Source organism: Falsiroseomonas oryzae (assembly GCF_027856955.1).
GTDB lineage: Bacteria > Pseudomonadota > Alphaproteobacteria > Acetobacterales > Acetobacteraceae > Falsiroseomonas > Falsiroseomonas oryzae.
Genome location: NZ_JAPSMD010000011.1, coordinates 13,199 through 27,555, shown reverse-complemented (window position 1 = coordinate 27,555; position 14,357 = coordinate 13,199). Strand labels below are relative to the sequence as shown.

Here is a 14,357-nt window from a genome sequence, read left to right as displayed (position 1 = left end):
CCCAGGGGCTGAGGCAGCTTCGCTGCATCCTGGCTTGTGCGTCAATTCGAAGCCGGCGTGGGCGGTCCTTCGCGCCGGGATGGCCCCCCCTGCCTATCGCCGCTGGGCGTCCACCTTCCGCTCGGGCAGCAGCAGCGCCAGCGCCCAGCACGCCGCGAGCATGACGGCCGAGCCGAGCAGGCAGGCGGCGAGACCGCCCAGGCCGTAGAGCAGGCCCGAGGCCAGAATCCCGCCGAACCGCCCCGCGGCATTGGCGGCGTAGTAGAAGCCAACATCCTCCGCTGCCTTCTCCGACCCCGCATAGGCGAGGATCAGGTAAGAGTGCACCGAAGAGTTGACCGCGAACAGGAAGCCGAACAGCGCGAGCCCCGCGACGACAAGCAGGTCCGGCCGCGCCACCTCGGCCATCAGGGCGGCGGCGAGAAGGGCCGGGATCAGGGCCAGCAGGAGCGACCACCGACGCGCCGCCGGCACCTCGGCCGAGAGCCCGTCCGCGCTGCGTCGGACAAGCGACGGCGCGGCTGCCTGCACGATGCCGTAGCCGATGGTCCAGAGCGCGAGGAACCCGCCGACCATGGTGAAGGTCCAGCCCGAGGCGTAGAGGAAGACCGGCAGGCCGACGACGAACCAGACATCGCGTGCGCCAAACAGGAACACCCGCGCAGCGGCCAGCAGGTTGACGCCGCGGTTCTTCGCGAACAGCTCCCTGGCCGAGCTGGAGGCCTTCGCCTTTCCCATCAGGGGTGGCAGGGAGAGCAGCACTCCGGCCAGGATCAGGGCCAGCGCCGCCGCCATCGCGAACAGCGCGCCGCGGAAGCCCAGCACCTCCAGCAGCAGCCCGCCGAGGAAGAAGCCGACACCCTTCATCGCATTCTTGCTGCCGGTGAAGAAGGCGACCCACCGGAACAGCCGTCCCGAGGCCTCGCCGGCGGTGAGCTTGATCGCGCTCTTGCTCGCCGTCTTGGTCAGGTCCTTGGCCACGCCGCAGACGCCCTGCGCGGCGATGACCCAGGCGACGCTAAGCGCCACCACCCAGTCCGGCGACACTGCCGAGAGCATCAGGAAGCCCGCGATCTGCGTCGCGAGCCCCACGGCCAGCATGCGCGCGATGCCGAAGCGCGTTGCGAGCCAGCCGCCGATCAGGTTCGCGCCGATCCCCGCCGCCTCGTACAGCAGGAACAGGAACGCGAGCGTGAAAGGACTGTAGCCGAGCCGGAAGAAATGCAGCAGCACCAGCATCCGCAGCGCGCCGTCGGTCAGCGTGAAGCCCCAATAGGCGAGCGTCACGATGACGTAGTTGCGCGTGCCCGCCGCGCTGCCGACCGCCAGGCTCACAGGCCGACGCGCTCCATGTGGCAGGCGAGATCGACCATGCGGCAGGCATAACCCATCTCGTTGTCGTACCAGGCATAGACCTTCAGCAGCGTGCCAGCGGTGACCATGGTGCTCGGCCCGTCCACGATGGAGCTGCGGGTGTCGCGGGCGTAGTCGGCCGAGACCAGCGGTCGTGCCTCGTAGCCGAGGATGCCGGCGAGCGGCCCGGCGGCGGCGGCGGCGAACAGCGCGTTGACCTCCTCCGCACTGGTCTCGCGTGCCATCTCGAAGACGCAGTCCGTCAGGGAAGCGTTCAGCACCGGCGCGCGCACCGCATGGCCGTTGAGCTTCCCCTTCAGCTCCGGATAGATCAGCGCGATGGCCGTCGCGCTGCCGGTGGTGGTCGGCTGGAGCGAGAGCAGGGCGGAGCGCGCGCGGCGCAGATCCTTGTGCGGCGCGTCCACCACGACGTTGGTGTTGGTGGGGTCGTGGATGGTGGTGATCTGCCCGTGGCGGATGCCGATCGCCTCGTGCACCACCTTCACCACCGGGGCGAGGCAGTTGGTGGTGCAGGACGCGGCAGTGACGATCGGGTGGCGCGCGGGGTCATAGAAGCCGTCGTTCACGCCCACGACCACGTTCAGCACGCCGTCGAACTTCACCGGGGCGGCGACGATGACGCGCTTCGCGCCGCGGTCGAGATGGCCTTGCAGCGTCTCGGGCGAGAGGAACTTGCCGGTGCATTCCAGCACCACCTCCACGCCAAGGTCACCCCAGGGGATGTCCCCCGGCCTTGTATGCTCGGAGAAGGTCAGGTGGCGGTCGCCGATGCGGATGGTGTCCTTCCCCTCCGCCGCGATCGGGCTGCGCCAGCGGCCCTGCACGCTGTCGAACTCCAGCAGATGCGCGGTGGCCAAGGCGCCGCCCTTGACCTCGTTCAGATGAACGACATCCAGCCGGTTGCCACGCCGCGGGTCGTCCTCGGGCCGTTCGGCCGCGCCGAGGGCGGCGCGCAGCGCGAGCCGGCCGATGCGACCCATGCCGTTGATGCCGACCCTCATGCCCGGGCCCCCGCGGCCAGCGGCTGCGCCAGTTCGTCCAGACGCGCCTTGAGCGCCATGCGGTCCAGGGCGCCGAACGGCAGGCTGGTGAAGATGCCGAGCCGGCGATGCAGCGCGGCGTAGAGCTCGTTCAGCAGTGTCGCGCGCTCAGTGGCGGTGCCGGCGAACTTCGCCGGGTCGGGCAGCGGCCAGGCCGCGGTGACATGGGTGCCCTCGAAATCCGGGCAGGCCTGGAGGTTCAGGGTGTCACAGAGGGCAATGACGAAATCCATCCGCGGCGCATCGGGGCCGGTGAATTCGTCCCAGGACTTCGAGCGCAACCCGGACACATCGTGGCCAAGGCTCTTCAACTGGGCGAGCACCTCCGGCAGCGGACCGGTCTGCAGGGGATCGGATCCGGCGGAGAAGGCGCGGAAGCGGCCGGCCGCCATGCCGCTCAGGATCGCCTCGGCCATGATCGATCGAGCCGAGTTGCGGGTGCAGAGGAAGAGGACATTGAAGGTCGCCGGCTTCATCCGGGCGGTCTCCCTGGAGGTCTCGAAGAGGCGGTGCAGGTCGCCGCAGCGCGCCGGATCGCCGTCGCAGCAGGCATCGGCGAGGAACGTCAGCAGGGCGCGCAGGCAATTGACCTGCGCGGCGTAGATCAGGCTGCGCCCTTGCCGGGTCGCTGCGATCAGCCCGGCCTGGTCCAGTGCGCGGAGGTGGAAGGACAGCGTCGAGGGCGGCACGCCGAGCCGCGCGGCGATGTCACCCGCGGCGAGCCCGCTCGGCCCGGCAGTGAGCAGGACACGCAGCAGGTCGAGGCGCGTCTCCTGGCCCAGGGCGGCAAACGCGAAGGCAGCCGTCGAAGATTTCATAATTCAATGATAATCGAATTATAAAATCAGGCCAGTGAAGCTTCGATGACAGGCCCGCTCGGCCTAGCGCGCCTCCGCGGCCGGCAGTCCGAACCATCGCTCCCCGAGCCGCAGCGCCACGCCCACCAGCAGGATCAGCACCGGAACCTCGACCAGCGGCCCGATCACCGTCGCGAAGGCCACTGGCGAGGCGAGGCCGAAGGCGGCGATGGCCACAGCAATCGCGAGCTCGAAGTTGTTCGACGCGGCGGTGAAGGCGATCGCCGTCGTGCGCGGATAATCCGCCTCGATCAGCCTGCCCATCGAGAAGCTGACCAGGAACATGACCACGAAGTAGATCGCGAGCGGCACCGCGATGCGCAGGGCATCGAGCGGCAGCCGCAGCACCTCGCCGCCCTTCAGCGCGAACATCGCCACGATGGTGAACAGCAGCGCCGCCAGCGTCACTGGCGCGATGCGCGCCAGGAAGCGCTGGCGGTACCAGCCCTCCCCGCGCCGCGCGATCATGACGCGCCGCGTCAGGAAGCCCGCCGCGAAGGGCACGCCGAGATACAGCAGCACCGCGCCCGCGATGGTGGCGAAGGACACGTCCACCACCCGGCCTTCGAGCCCGACCAGCGGCGGCAGCACCGCCAGGAAGAACCAGGCGTAGACGCCGAAGAACAGCAGCTGGAACACGCTGTTGAAGGCGACGAGCCCCGCCACGTACTGGTTGTCGCCGCGCGCCAGCTGGTTCCAGATGATCACCATGGCGATGCAGCGCGCCAGCCCGATCAGGATCAGGCCGGTCATGTATTCCGGCCGGTCGGAGAGGAAGAGCACGGCCAGCGCGAACATCAGCACGGGCCCGATCACCCAGTTCTGCACCAGGGAGAGCAGCAGGACCCGCCGGTCGGCGAAGACCTCGGGCAGCGCCTCGTAGCGGACGCGCGCGAGCGGCGGATACATCATCAGGATCAGCCCGACGGCGATCACGATGTTGGTACCGCCCACCGAGGCGCTGTCGAGCGCGGCCGGCAGCCCCGGCACGAAGGCGCCGAGCGCCACCCCCAACGCCATGGCCGCGAAGATCCAGAGCGTCAGCCAGCGATCGAGGAAGGACAGGCGCCGCGGCGCGGCCTCCGTCACCGCGCTCATGCTGCGCAGCCTGGCTGGCAGGACGATGCGGGCATGAGGGCGTCGAGCAGCGCCGCGCAGCGCTCCGGCTGCCCCCCGCAGCATTCCTGCACCAGGAAGGCGACGAGGCCGCGCACAGTCTCAAGGTCCACCGTGTAGATGACCTGCCGGCTCTCCCGCCGGGACCGCGCCAGTCCGGCCCGCGACAGGATCGCCAAGTGCGTCGACATGGTGTTGTGCGGCGTGCCGAGGCGGCGGGCTACCTCGCCGGCCGGAAGCCCATCGGGGCCGACGTTGAGCAACAGGCGGAAGGCCTGGAGCCGGGTGTCCTGTGCCAAGGCCCCGAAGGCATCGATGAGGTATCGCGCGTCCATATATCCAGATTGCCCGACATATTGAAATGTGACAACGTCAGCAGACGCGGACTTGACGCGTCGCAAGGCGCATTGGGTCCCGCGGCCGCAGTTTTCGTGCAGCCGCAATGCGGTGGCAGATAGGAGAATCCCCATGGCTGACCGCGACATCGTCATCTGCGCCCCGGTGCGGACCGCAATCGGCACCTTCGCCGGCACACTGAAGGACACGCCGTCGACTGAGCTTGGAGCGGTCGCCATACGTGCCGCGATGGAGCGCGCGGGGCTCGATCCGGCTAGGGTGGATGGCGTGGTGATGGGCAACGTCATCCAGGCCGGCAACAAGATGAACCCAGCGCGCCAGGCGGCGATCGGCGCTGGAATCCCGGTCTCGGCGCCGGCTCTCACGGTGAACCGCGTCTGCGGCTCGGGCGCCCAGGCGATCGCCTCTGCTGCACAGGAGATCCGCCTCGGCGAGGCCGAGGTGATGATCGCCGGCGGCATGGAGAACATGGACCGGGCGCCCTACCTGCTGCCAAACGGCCGCTGGGGCATGCGCATGGGCGACGGCCAGATCATCGACAGCATGCTGTACGATGGCCTGAACGACGCCTTCTCCAGCCAGCATTCGGGCTGGCACACCGAGGACCTGGTGACGAAGTGCCAGGTCTCGCGCGAGGAGCAGGACGCCTGGGCCCTGCGGTCGCAAACGAACTTCTCGGCCGCGCAGGCGGCGGGATTGTTCGCCGCCGAGATCGCGCCGGTCGAGGTCAAGGGCCGCAAGGGGCCTGTCGCCTTCGCGAAGGATGAGCACAACCGCCCCGACACCACCGCCGAGACGCTGGCGAAGCTGCGCCCGGCCTTCCGAAAGGACGGCACGATCACGGCGGGTAATGCACCCGGCCTGAACACCGGCGCCGCAGCCATGGTGGTGGCCGAGCGCGGCGCCGCCGAGCGGCTCGGCCTGAAGCCGGTGGCGCGTCTCGTCTCCGCCGGCGTCGGCGCGGTCGAACCGGGCATGTTCGGCCTTGGCCCCGTGCCGGCCGTGCAGCGCGCCCTGGCGCGCGCAGGCTGGAGCGCCGCCGACATCGAGCGCGCCGAGATCAACGAGGCGTTCGCCGCCATTGCCATCGCGGTGATGCGCGAGACCGGCCTCAAGGAGGACGCCGTGAACCCCGAGGGCGGCGCCATCGCGCACGGCCACCCGATCGGCGCGAGCGGCGCGGTGCTCACCACCCGGCTGCTGCACGGGATGGCGCGTGCGGGCCAGAGGCGCGGGCTCGTCACCCTCTGCATCGGCGGCGGTCAGGGCATCGCCCTTTGCCTCGAAAGGCTCTGATCGGCGGGAGACCGACGCATGACGACCGACTTCAAGGACCGGGCGGAGACGGTGGCGCAGGGTGCTGCGCTGATCGCGCGCGCTGCCCCTGAGGTGATGAAGAGCTTCGGCGCGCTGGGAGCGGCGGCGACCGCTGCCGGCGCGCTCGATACCAAGACGAAAGAGCTCATGGCGCTCGCCATCGGCATCGCGACGCATTGCGACGGCTGCGTCGCCTACCACACCCGCGCCGCGCTCAAGCACGGCGCGACCCGGAAGGAGGTCGCGGAGACGGTCGCCGTTGCGCTCTACATGGGCGGCGGCCCGGCGGCGGTGTATGGCGCAGACGCGCTGCGCGCCTACGACCAGATGGCGGGCGCCGCCGGTGGCTGACCTGCCGTCCTTCCTCGCCGCACCGCCGCGCTGCCTGTTCTTCACCGGCAAGGGCGGGGTGGGAAAGACCTCGATCGCCTGCGCCTCCGCGATCGCACTGGCCGAGGCCGGCAAGCGCATCCTGCTGATCAGCACCGACCCTGCGTCCAACCTCGATGAGATGCTGGGCGTTGCGCTGTCCGACGCCCCTCGGCCGGTGACCGGTGTCGCCGGGCTCGAGGCGATGAACATCGACCCCGAGGCCGCGGCCGAGGCCTATCGCGCCCGCGTACTGGCCCAGATGGAGAGCGCGACCGAGACCGAGCGCGCAACCGTGCGCGAACAGCTCTCCGGTGCCTGTACCACCGAAGTCGCAGCCTTCGACGAATTTGCCGCCCTGCTCGCCGGCGGCGTGCCCGGCTTCGACCACGTCCTGTTCGACACGGCGCCGACCGGGCACACGCTGCGGCTCCTGAGCCTGCCGGCCGCCTGGACGGGCTTCCTTGAGGCGAATGAGGCCGGTGCCTCCTGCCTTGGCCCGCATTCGGGGCTCAAGACGCAGGAGCAGCGTTTCCGCGCGGCGATGGAGGCGCTCGGGGATGCCGGGACGACCGTGATCGTCCTCGTGACCCGGCCGGACCGCGCCGCGCTTGCCGAAGCGGCGAGGAGCGCGGGCGAGCTCGGAGCACTCGGCCTCGCCAACCAGACGCTCGTGGTCAACGGAGTCTTTCGCGCCAGCCAGGCGGACGACCCGGTGGCGCAGACGATCGAGCGGACCGGACAGGCGGCGCTCGCGGACATGCCCGAGGCGCTGCGCAGACTGCCGCGGGACGACGTGCCGCTGCGCGGTTTCGACATGGTCGGCCTACCGGCCCTGCGGGCACTGCTGCGGCCGGAAGCGGAGCCGGCTGGCCTCGCGACACCGCTTGGCGGGGTTGCGACGCCACGCGTGCCCGGCCTGGATGCCCTGGTGGATGGCCTCGCCGCGCGCGGGCATGGCCTCGTGATGGTCATGGGCAAGGGCGGCGTCGGCAAGACGACGATCGCCGCGGCGGTGGCCGTCGGCCTGGTGGCCCGCGGCCATGCGGTGCACCTCAGCACGACCGATCCGGCAGCGCATCTCGCGATGACGCTGGGCGGCGAGATGCCGGGCCTGCGCGTCGACCGCATCGACCCGAAGATCGAGACCGACCGCTACGTCGCGAAGACCATGGAGACCCGCGGCCGGAACCTGGACGAGGCCGGGCGCGCGCTGCTGCGGGAGGACCTGCGCTCCCCCTGCACTGAGGAAGTTGCGGTTTTCCATGCCTTCTCGCGCATCGTCGCCGAGGCGCGCAGCAGCTTCGTGGTGCTGGATACGGCGCCGACCGGCCACACAGTGCTGCTGATGGATGCGACCGGCGCCTATCATCGCCAGTTGACGCGCAACCTCGAGCCGGCGACTGGTGCAGGACGCATCGTCACACCGCTCATGCGGCTGCAGGACCCGGAACACACGCAGGTCCTGCTCGTCACTCTTGCCGAGACGACGCCTGTCTCGGAAGCGGCGGCGCTGCAGGAGGACCTGCGGCGCGCGCGCATCGAGCCCTATGCCTGGGTGGTCAATCGCGCGCTCTCCGGCAGCGGCGCGTCGTATCCGCTGCTTCGCCTGCGGATGGCAGGCGAGCGAGCCCAGGTCCAGCGGATCGAGAGCGGCCTCGCGCAGCGGCTGTTCCTGTTGCCCTGGCAGGCCGAGGCACCGGTCGGTCTGGCCGCTCTCCAGCGCCTCGTGGCGTAGGGGTTTCGGCTTGGCTGCTGCTGGCGGCATGACGAATGCCGCCGAATGGAAGGGTGAGGATCGCCATGGCTCCACTTCCTATCGTCTGGCAAAGGCTGGTGACGGAGGGTGCGACCTGCCCACGCTGCGACGGCACGCAGGGCCAGCTCCTGCGCGCTGTTGCGACGCTGCGCAGCGCGCTTGGCCCGCTCGGCATCGAGCCGGTGCTGACTGTCAAGGAACTTGACGAGACGACCTTCCGTGCAGCGCCAGGCGAGTCCAACCGGATCTGGATCGGCGGCAAGTCCTTGGAGGAATGGCTCGGCGCGCAGAGCGGGAGCAGTCAGTGCTGCTCCGTCTGCGGCGATGCCGAGTGCCGGACAACGGAACTCGGGGGCACGGTCTATGAGGAGGTGCCCGAGCGTCTGATCGTCCAGGCGGGGCTGATGGCGGCATCGCGGATGGTCGGCGATGCGAGGCCGGCGAGCAGTTGCTGTCAGGCGGGCGATTGCTGCGCGGGGTGACGGGCGCCTCCGGTCCGCCGGATGGGGAGGCTAGCGTGGTTGCATGCGCCAGGTCGGCCCGGACAGGAAGGGCGCGACGGGCTCTTGCAGCATCTACCGTATCGCCGATGCCGGCTGACCGGCAGGGCAGGGGTGTCCCACGCCACGCGGTCGGGCTCTACCGGGTCTCGACCGCGGAACAGGGGCAGAGCGGGCTCAGGATGGAGGCGCAGGGCGCCTCCGTCCAGGCCTTCGTCGCCAGCCACGGCTGGCTTCTGGTCGCCGAGTATTCCGACGTCGCCTCCGGCAAGGACGATCGCCGGCTACGCGGAGCTGGCGCGCGTGCTCACCGCCCTCGGCGTGCCCACGCCGCGCGGCGGTGCGGACTGGACGCACACGACGGTGGCGCGGGTGCTGCGCGGCACCGGCTAGCCGCCTGCGCCGTTGACCACCCGGGCGACCATCCCCAGCCTGTCCCAGCAACCGGATCATGCTCGTGACAACCCGCTACGGCCTGGAGATCCGCGCTGCCGCACCGATCGACGCTCCTGGGCTTTTGGAGCTGTTCGCTGCTGTGGGGCTCGCTGCCGAGGCACGCGACCTGGCCGAGCGGCTGGTGGCGATACGGGATGCGCCAGGGACCGCGTTGATCGCAACGCAGTGGGGGCCGCCGAGCGGTCTTGTGGTCCTGCACTGGTACCCCACGCTCGACGATGCCCGTCCGACCGCTCAGATCACGACACTCCTGGTCGCCATCGAGGACAGGCGCAGAGGCATCGGCAGGCTGCTGCTCAAGGCCGCCGCCCAGGCGGCACGGACGGCAGGGTGCGGCAAGCTGGAACTGACGACCGGCCTGGATGAGGCATCCCTGCACGCGTTCTGTCGGGCGACGGGCTTTGCCGAAGCCGGACCGCGGTTCGTCCGCTCTCTGCGCAAGGGGGCGTAGCATCCCACTCGGACGCCGGCGGCATGGCCGGGCTGCTACGCCTGGCTGATGGTCGCCGGGTAGACCAGCCGGCCGACGAACGGTGCTTCGCCGCAATCGCGGCACCACAGTTCGCGCCGCAGCCCGAGGAGGTGAAGCCGCGCGTCGCGTCCGACCAGGGCCGCGAGGTGGTCGCGGGTAAAGGTGCGCACGCGGCAGGCGCAGGGCAGCTGCACCGCGTCGTCATCGGCGAGGTCGCTGACCGTGAAGGTGAGCGCCGGATCCACCTGCGCGCCTCTGCGGCTAGGGACCCGGAGGTGAGCTTCGCGAAACGCGCCGGCGCATCACGACGAAGCCGCGCATCGTAAGCTGCTGCACCTGCTGGTCGGCTGCCAGCCGGGCCGCATACTCGTGACCGGTCCGGCGTGCCTTGCCGGTCCGGTCGAAGCGCATGGCGTAGGCGAGGGTGTCGGCCACCTCCTGCGGTGCGGCGGGATGCAGCCACTGGCCTTCAAACTCCACCGGCTCCGGCGCCGGCTGGAAAGCACCGAGCGCCTGGAGGAGTTCTGCGACAGCGGCATCGACGGTGCTGGCAGGCAGGGCGGGCTGCAGGCCACGTCCGAGGCAGCGCGCCTCGGCGGCGGCTTCGGCGATGGCAGCGGACCGAGTGGCAATGGCGGTGACGAGGACCTCCCGCATGCGGCGGAGGACCTCCGGGTCGATCGGGCCGGGCGCAGTCATAGGACGATGATGTTCTATTTTTGTTCGAACGCCAAGTCTCGTCCTGCACCGGCCATGCTCGGCGCGTCATGCGGGCCGATGCCGTCGGCCAACACAGTTGCAGGCGCGTTGCAACTGCCGGCGCGACATGACCGTTCTCCCCGACAGCACTGGACCTCTGGAGGAGCCATGCCTGCAGGCAATCTGCTGTATTGGGCCGTCGTCGCCCTGGTCATCGCTCTCGTCGCAGCCGCGCTCGGCTTTGGCGGCATTGCCGGGACCGCATCAGGTATCGCGCAGATCCTGTTCTGGGTGTTCCTGGTGGTCTTCGTCGTGGTGCTCGTGATGAACTTCTTCGGGAGACGCGGGCCGACGGCCTGACGCACCGCAATCGGCACCGACCTGTTCACCACCGAGCAACAGTCGTTGCTCGGTGGTGAACAGATGCGATGCGGTGTGGCTAGGGGCCGGTCTCGTCGTGGGCGCGGCCGGCGATGCGCGCGAGTTCGTCGTCGCTGAGGTGATTGACCCGCTCTACGCCGCTGACGCCTCCCACACGACCGCAGGAGGCCCGTCCTCTCTCGGCCCGACCGAGACGCCATGCCTCTCGCGCCAGCCCGCCCGCGCCTTCATCCCGAAGATCGCCGCCGCGACGTTATTGCCCTCGGTCGCCATCCGGAACAGCGACTGCGCGACCTTCGTCGTCACCTCGATCGAGCCGCGGTCCAGCTCCGCCCGGAAGTGCTTGCGCAGCGTCTTGGCATCGATGTCGAGGAATGTCGCGATCTGTTCCTGCGGCACCCCGAAGCCCGCCATGGCGCGCACCGTCCGGCGCTCCTCGGCGGTCGGCGCATGCGCCGTCACGACGCCTGCTCCGCCGCCACGCCGCGTGCCTGGGCGACCTCGGCGAAGCTCGCCCCGTCGCCCTCCAGCCGCGCCACCTCGCCCGTGAAGGCCTGCCAGCGCGCCACCGCGACATCGACATAGGCCGGCGAGAGCTCGACCGCATGCGCACCCTCAAGGTTAGTGCGCGAACCACGGCCAACCGTGAGCGGCTGCGCGGTGGCAACCGGGAAGGAGAAGGTTGAGAGAGGGACCGACTGGAGCAGCGGTGGGAGCCGGGGACCAATCTTCTCTGGCTCACTGCTAGAGTGGAGCACGGCGGCCCGGTGCCCGGCAGCGTGTTCAGGATTCTGAACAGCGCGCTGAACCTCTGTCTGGCCAAGTGAACGCTGTCCAGCCGCGCCTCGCCCTAAAGTATTGGAGCTGTTGGGTCCCACCGGGCGACGTCCTATGGCACGCTCCTTGCGCTCGCGTCGCCTGTGGACGTGTTCTTTTTCCAATCTCTGACGCTACCGCTTGTCGTCGGCCTTGCAGGAGCGGCGGGCGTCGCGCTGTGCCGGCCGGCCCTGGCGGCTCGCCTCGGTGCGCTGTGCGCCGTGATCTGCCTCGCGGCCTATGTGGGCATGGCGGGGGCTGTCACGACGGCGCAGTCGCTGGCCATGCCGTTCTGGGGGATACCATCCCTCGGCGTCGCAGGCGGGCTCCAGCTTGACGGCCTTTCGCTCGTCTTCGCCCTGCTGATCACCGGCATCGGCGCACTCGTTCTCCTTTACGCCGGCCGCTACCTCCAGGGCGATCCCCGGCTTCCCCGCCTCATGGTCCTGCTGCTGCTCTTCATGACGTCGATGCTCGGCGCGGTGACGGCCGACGATGTGATCACCCTCTTCGTGTTCTGGGAGCTCACGAGCATCGCGTCGTTCTTCCTCGTCGGCTACGATCATGAGAGGCTAGGCGCGCGGAAGGCCGCGCTCCAGGCGCTTCTGGTCACCGGCGGCGGCGGCTTGGCGCTGCTAGCGGGCCTGGTTCTCGTCTCGATCGTCGCCGGCACGACGAGCCTGTCGGGCATCATTGCCGCGCGCGAGGTGGTGCTGGCGGATCCGCTCGCGATGCCGGCCATGCTCCTCGTCGTGCTCGGCTGTTTCACGAAGTCGGCGCAGTTTCCCTTCCACTTCTGGCTGCCGAACGCGATGGCCGCGCCGACGCCCGTCAGCGCTTACCTGCATTCCGCCACCATGGTGAAGCTCGGCATCTATCTCCTGGCGCGGCTCAACCCTGTCTATCAGGACGTGGTCCTCTGGCAGGACCTGCTGACCTGGGCGGGCCTGCTCACCGCAGCGACCGGGGCGCTGATGGCGCTGCGCGAGACCGACCTCAAGCGCGTGCTCGCCTGGACGACGGTGACCGCTCTCGGCACGCTAACGCTGCTTATCGGTCTGGCGCCGGAACTGTCCGCTACGGCCGCGGTCACCTTCCTGATTGTCCACGCGCTGTACAAGGCCGCGCTGTTTCTCATCGCCGGCATCGTTGACCACGAGACGGGCACGCGCGACGCTACCGCACTCGGCGGGCTTGGGCGCGCCATGCCGGTCACCGCCGCGGCCGCGGCGCTCGCTGCCTTCTCCATGGCGGGCCTGCCGCCCTTCGTCGGCTTCGTCGCGAAGGAGATCGTCTACGAGGCGAAGCTCGCCGCCGGCGGCATGGCGGGCGTGGTCGCAAGCGTCGGCTTCCTCGTCAACGCTGCGCAGGTCGCCATCGCGGGCCTGCTGTCCTGGCGGCTGTTCTTCGGCCCACTCCGCCCGACCCCGACGCAGCCCCATGATCCGCCGAAATCCATGCTGGCCGGCCCCGTGCTTCTCGCCCTGCTCGGTCTGCTGGCCGGCGCAGCGCCCTCGATCCTCGGCACCTGGCTGGTGGACGGCGCGGTCGCGGCAATTCTCGGGCGGCCGGCCGATGTCCCGCTGAAGCTCTGGCACGGCTTCACGCCGGTGCTGGCGCTGAGCGTCGCAACCGTCGCGCTCGGCGTGCTGATCCTGGCTGGCTGGGCAAGGCTCGGCCCGCGCCTCCGCCGCGCCGCGCCGCTCGACCGCTTCGGCCCGGCCGCGGCTTATGATCGGGCCCTTGCCGGCCTGGTGGCCTGGGCCGAGGGCACGACGCGCGCCGTCCAGCACGGCAGCCTGCGCGGCTACATGCGGACGCTGCTTCTGGTGACGGCGCTCGCGCCGCTGGGGGTCCTGGTCGCCCGTGGCGGCCTGGCGCTGCCCGAGGCCGCGCCCGTCGATCCCCGCGCGCTCGCCTTCCTGCTGATCGCCGCCGGCGCGGTCGCGACCGCGCTGGCCCGCGGGCTGTTCGCGGCGGTGATGGCCATGGGCCTGGTCGGCTTCGGCACGGCGATCGTCTTCCTCACCTTCGGTGCGCCCGACGTCGCCTTGACGCAGTTCACCGTCGAAGTGCTGCTGGTGGTGATCCTTGCGACCGTCCTCATCCGCCTGCCGCTCCGTGCCCGTGATGCACGCACCGGGCGACAGCGCGCGAGCGATGCCGCCGTGGCCAGCATGCTCGGCCTCTCCGTCGCGCTGGTGCTGCTCGCGGTGCTTGCCTCGCCCTTCGACCCGCGCCTCGGCGACTGGTTCGGCGCGCAGAGCGTGCCAGGCGGACACGGCCGGAACGTGGTGAACGTGATCCTGGTGGACTTCCGCGCGCTCGACACGCTTGGCGAGATCGCGGTTCTCGCCATCGCCGCATTCTCCGTGCTCGCGCTGCTGCGCGGCGCGGGGCGCCGCCTTCGGACCGGGACCTGACCCGATGCACGCTTCGCTCATCCTGCGCGTCTCGGCACCGCTCCTGTTGTGGGTGCCGGCTGTCGTCTCGCTCTACCTGTTGGTGCGCGGCCACAATGCGCCGGGCGGCGGCTTCGTCGGCGGCCTGGTCGCCGCGTCGGGGCTCGTCTTCCATGCCATCGCGCGCGGGCAGGCAGCTGCGATGCAGGTGATGCGCGCGCCACCCGCCGCCTGGTGCGGCGCGGGCCTGCTGCTGGCACTGTGCAGCGGGCTGCTCGCCTGGATCGATCCCGCGGCCGGCTACCTAACGCATCGCTGGTGGTTCCCGGACCTCCCCGTGACGCTGCCGCTGAACACCGCCTTCGTCTTCGACGTCGGCGTCTACCTCGCTGTCATCGGCACGATCACCGCGATGGCCTTCGCGTTGGTGGCGGAGGAGTAG

The 14,357-nt window shown here is 70.2% G+C and carries 16 protein-coding genes and 1 pseudogene; 9 read left to right on the top strand and 8 right to left on the bottom strand.

What is annotated here, in order from left to right:
- Window positions 1-93: 93 nt before the first annotated feature.
- The 5 genes from arsJ to OZN99_RS03015 all read right to left on the bottom strand — a co-directional run bounded on the left by arsJ (window position 94) and on the right by OZN99_RS03015 (window position 4,722).
- Entirely contained in the window at window positions 94-1,335 is a 1,242-nt protein-coding gene (gene arsJ / locus OZN99_RS03035; RefSeq protein WP_270933689.1) for an organoarsenical effux MFS transporter ArsJ, read from the bottom strand.
- On the bottom strand, window positions 1,332-2,375 hold the full coding sequence (locus OZN99_RS03030) for an ArsJ-associated glyceraldehyde-3-phosphate dehydrogenase (RefSeq protein ID WP_270933688.1): 1,044 nt from the start codon (window positions 2,373-2,375) through the stop codon (window positions 1,332-1,334). Before OZN99_RS03030 ends, arsJ begins: the two co-directional genes overlap by 4 nt.
- On the bottom strand, window positions 2,372-3,232 hold the full coding sequence (locus tag OZN99_RS03025) for a metalloregulator ArsR/SmtB family transcription factor (RefSeq protein WP_270933687.1): 861 nt from the start codon (window positions 3,230-3,232) through the stop codon (window positions 2,372-2,374). The genes OZN99_RS03030 and OZN99_RS03025 overlap by 4 nt, the downstream gene beginning before the upstream one ends.
- 63 nt (window positions 3,233-3,295) lie before the next feature.
- Window positions 3,296-4,369 (bottom strand): ACR3 family arsenite efflux transporter, encoded by a 1,074-nt coding sequence (gene arsB, locus OZN99_RS03020; RefSeq protein ID WP_270933686.1) that lies wholly within the window; start codon window positions 4,367-4,369, stop codon window positions 3,296-3,298.
- Window positions 4,366-4,722 carry an ArsR/SmtB family transcription factor gene (locus OZN99_RS03015; RefSeq protein ID WP_270933685.1) on the bottom strand — a complete coding sequence of 119 codons (357 nt, stop codon included), beginning with the start codon at window positions 4,720-4,722 and terminating at the stop codon, window positions 4,366-4,368. Before OZN99_RS03015 ends, arsB begins: the two co-directional genes overlap by 4 nt.
- A 133-nt stretch (window positions 4,723-4,855) precedes the next feature.
- Here OZN99_RS03015 and OZN99_RS03010 point away from each other — a divergent pair, with 133 nt between their 5' ends.
- From OZN99_RS03010 to OZN99_RS02990, 6 genes and pseudogenes are all read left to right on the top strand, one after another.
- Window positions 4,856-6,040 carry an acetyl-CoA C-acetyltransferase gene (locus OZN99_RS03010; RefSeq protein ID WP_270933684.1) on the top strand — a complete coding sequence of 395 codons (1,185 nt, stop codon included), beginning with the start codon at window positions 4,856-4,858 and terminating at the stop codon, window positions 6,038-6,040.
- Window positions 6,041-6,058: 18 nt separating this feature from the next.
- Entirely contained in the window at window positions 6,059-6,412 is a 354-nt protein-coding gene (locus OZN99_RS03005) for a carboxymuconolactone decarboxylase family protein (RefSeq protein ID WP_270933683.1), read from the top strand.
- Window positions 6,405-8,168: an arsenical pump-driving ATPase gene (gene arsA / locus OZN99_RS03000; protein ID WP_270933682.1), complete on the top strand. Its 1,764-nt coding sequence runs from the start codon at window positions 6,405-6,407 to the stop codon at window positions 8,166-8,168. The genes OZN99_RS03005 and arsA overlap by 8 nt, the downstream gene beginning before the upstream one ends.
- 35 nt (window positions 8,169-8,203) lie before the next feature.
- Complete coding sequence (locus OZN99_RS02995; RefSeq protein ID WP_333779715.1) at window positions 8,204-8,671, top strand: DUF2703 domain-containing protein; 468 nt, start codon at window positions 8,204-8,206, stop codon at window positions 8,669-8,671.
- A 107-nt stretch (window positions 8,672-8,778) separates the two neighbouring features.
- A pseudogene (locus OZN99_RS33490) lies at window positions 8,779-8,961 on the top strand (recombinase family protein); the annotation flags it as partial.
- Window positions 8,962-9,140: 179 nt separating this feature from the next.
- On the top strand, window positions 9,141-9,596 hold the full coding sequence (locus tag OZN99_RS02990) for a GNAT family N-acetyltransferase (protein WP_270933681.1): 456 nt from the start codon (window positions 9,141-9,143) through the stop codon (window positions 9,594-9,596).
- A 35-nt stretch (window positions 9,597-9,631) separates the two neighbouring features.
- Here OZN99_RS02990 and OZN99_RS02985 read toward each other — a convergent pair whose 3' ends face one another.
- Together OZN99_RS02985 and OZN99_RS02980 are read right to left on the bottom strand one after the other, a co-directional pair.
- Window positions 9,632-9,862 carry a hypothetical protein gene (locus OZN99_RS02985; RefSeq protein ID WP_270933680.1) on the bottom strand — a complete coding sequence of 77 codons (231 nt, stop codon included), beginning with the start codon at window positions 9,860-9,862 and terminating at the stop codon, window positions 9,632-9,634.
- A gap of 16 nt (window positions 9,863-9,878) precedes the next feature.
- Window positions 9,879-10,274 (bottom strand): hypothetical protein, encoded by a 396-nt coding sequence (locus OZN99_RS02980; RefSeq protein ID WP_270933679.1) that lies wholly within the window; start codon window positions 10,272-10,274, stop codon window positions 9,879-9,881.
- A gap of 48 nt (window positions 10,275-10,322) precedes the next feature.
- On the opposite strand from OZN99_RS02980, the gene OZN99_RS33615 reads away from it, so the two are divergent.
- The gene (locus OZN99_RS33615) at window positions 10,323-10,676 is read left to right on the top strand and encodes a DUF1328 family protein (protein WP_456299867.1); all 354 of its coding nucleotides are present in this window, start codon (window positions 10,323-10,325) and stop codon (window positions 10,674-10,676) included.
- A gap of 153 nt (window positions 10,677-10,829) precedes the next feature.
- Here the strand turns inward: OZN99_RS33615 and OZN99_RS02970 are convergent, their stop codons facing one another.
- Window positions 10,830-11,159 carry a hypothetical protein gene (locus OZN99_RS02970; RefSeq protein WP_270933678.1) on the bottom strand — a complete coding sequence of 110 codons (330 nt, stop codon included), beginning with the start codon at window positions 11,157-11,159 and terminating at the stop codon, window positions 10,830-10,832.
- Between the two features lie 575 nt (window positions 11,160-11,734).
- Between OZN99_RS02970 and mbhE the strand changes: the two genes are divergently transcribed.
- A complete protein-coding gene (mbhE, locus tag OZN99_RS02965; RefSeq protein ID WP_270933677.1) occupies window positions 11,735-13,936 on the top strand; it encodes a hydrogen gas-evolving membrane-bound hydrogenase subunit E in 2,202 nt (733 codons plus the stop codon).
- A 4-nt stretch (window positions 13,937-13,940) separates the two neighbouring features.
- A complete protein-coding gene (locus OZN99_RS02960) occupies window positions 13,941-14,357 on the top strand; it encodes an MnhB domain-containing protein (protein ID WP_270933676.1) in 417 nt (138 codons plus the stop codon).

Bases quoted from the DNA above. Each gene is read 5' to 3' on its own strand.
- OZN99_RS03030 (WP_270933688.1), bottom strand. From the start codon at position 2,375: ATGAGGGTCGGCATCAACGGCATGGGTCGCATCGGCCGGCTCGCGCTG.
- OZN99_RS03025 (WP_270933687.1), bottom strand. From the start codon at position 3,232: ATGAAATCTTCGACGGCTGCCTTCGCGTTTGCCGCCCTGGGCCAGGAG.
- arsB (WP_270933686.1), bottom strand. From the start codon at position 4,369: ATGAGCGCGGTGACGGAGGCCGCGCCGCGGCGCCTGTCCTTCCTCGAT.
- OZN99_RS03015 (WP_270933685.1), bottom strand. From the start codon at position 4,722: ATGGACGCGCGATACCTCATCGATGCCTTCGGGGCCTTGGCACAGGAC.
- OZN99_RS03010 (WP_270933684.1), top strand. From the start codon at position 4,856: ATGGCTGACCGCGACATCGTCATCTGCGCCCCGGTGCGGACCGCAATC.
- OZN99_RS03005 (WP_270933683.1), top strand. From the start codon at position 6,059: ATGACGACCGACTTCAAGGACCGGGCGGAGACGGTGGCGCAGGGTGCT.
- OZN99_RS02995 (WP_333779715.1), top strand. From the start codon at position 8,204: ATGCCGCCGAATGGAAGGGTGAGGATCGCCATGGCTCCACTTCCTATC.
- OZN99_RS02990 (WP_270933681.1), top strand. From the start codon at position 9,141: ATGCTCGTGACAACCCGCTACGGCCTGGAGATCCGCGCTGCCGCACCG.
- OZN99_RS02980 (WP_270933679.1), bottom strand. From the start codon at position 10,274: ATGCGGGAGGTCCTCGTCACCGCCATTGCCACTCGGTCCGCTGCCATC.
- OZN99_RS33615 (WP_456299867.1), top strand. From the start codon at position 10,323: ATGATGTTCTATTTTTGTTCGAACGCCAAGTCTCGTCCTGCACCGGCC.
- OZN99_RS02960 (WP_270933676.1), top strand. From the start codon at position 13,941: ATGCACGCTTCGCTCATCCTGCGCGTCTCGGCACCGCTCCTGTTGTGG.